Source organism: Actinosynnema sp. NPDC037264, assembly GCF_055603705.1.
Genome location: NZ_JBVJVK010000146.1, coordinates 1 through 1,020, shown reverse-complemented (window position 1 = coordinate 1,020; position 1,020 = coordinate 1). Strand labels below are relative to the sequence as shown.

Annotated in this window: 1 protein-coding gene; it reads left to right on the top strand. The window is 70.2% G+C overall.

Annotated elements, in window-relative coordinates:
- The coding region (locus ACZ7GX_RS45735) for a putative bifunctional diguanylate cyclase/phosphodiesterase (RefSeq protein WP_498786934.1) at positions 1–1,020 on the top strand (1,020 nt) is incomplete at both ends.

Below are 1,020 nucleotides of genomic sequence, written 5' to 3'. Positions count from 1 at the left end.
ACCAGGCCACGCACGACGAGCTGACCGGGTTGCCGAACCGGGCTTTGGTCAAGGAGATGCTCGGGGAGTTGTTGGAGTCGCCGGAGCGGTCGAAGGTCGCGGTGTTGTTCTGCGACATCGACAACTTCAAGCGGGTCAACGATTCGCTGGGTCATGACGCGGGTGACGAGTTGTTGGTGGCGTTGGCGCGGCGGTTGGAGGGTGGTCTGCCCGACGGCTGCACGGCGGCTCGCCTGTCCGGTGACGAGTACGTGATCATCTGCGAGAACCTCGACCGGGTGGGCGGGGTGGACGCGCTGGCCACGAAGGTGGCGGGGTTGTTGCGCACGGCGGTGCCGGTGCACGGGCAGCTGGTCCGGGTGTCGGCGTCGATCGGGGCGGCGGTGCCGAACGGGTCGCGTGCGACGGGCAACGACCTGTTGCGCTTCGCCGATGCGGCGATGTTCGAGGCGAAGCGGTCGGGTGCGGGGCGGGTGTCGTTGGCGAGCGCGGCGTTGATCGCTTCGGCCGACCGGCAGGTGCACTTGGAGGGGCAGCTGCGGGAGGCGTTGCAGCACGACGGGTTGGCGTTGCACTTCCAGCCGGTGGTCGGGGTGGACGGCGTGGTGCAGACGGCGGAGGCGTTGGTGCGGTGGCCGCACCCGGATCGCGGGCTGTTGCCGCCGGACATCTTCCTGCCCGTGGCCGAGCAGGGTGACCTGTTGCGGGAGCTGGACCGGTGGGTGTTGCGGACCGCGTTGAAGGAGGCGTCGACGTGGCCGGAGCCGGGTGGTAGGCCGGTGTCGGTGGCGGTGAACCTGGCCGGTCTGGTGCCGGGTGACCCGGAGTTCGTGGACATCGTGGCCGACGCCATCGCCGAGGCGGGCATCCCGTGGGACCGGGTGGTGCTGGAGCTGGTGGAGACCGCGTTGGTCGACCTGCCGTCGCGGGTGCGGCAGGCGATGGGCGAGCTGGTGGAGCGGGGCATCCGGTTCGCGGTGGACGACTTCGGCACCGGCTACTCGTCGCTGGCCAGGTTGA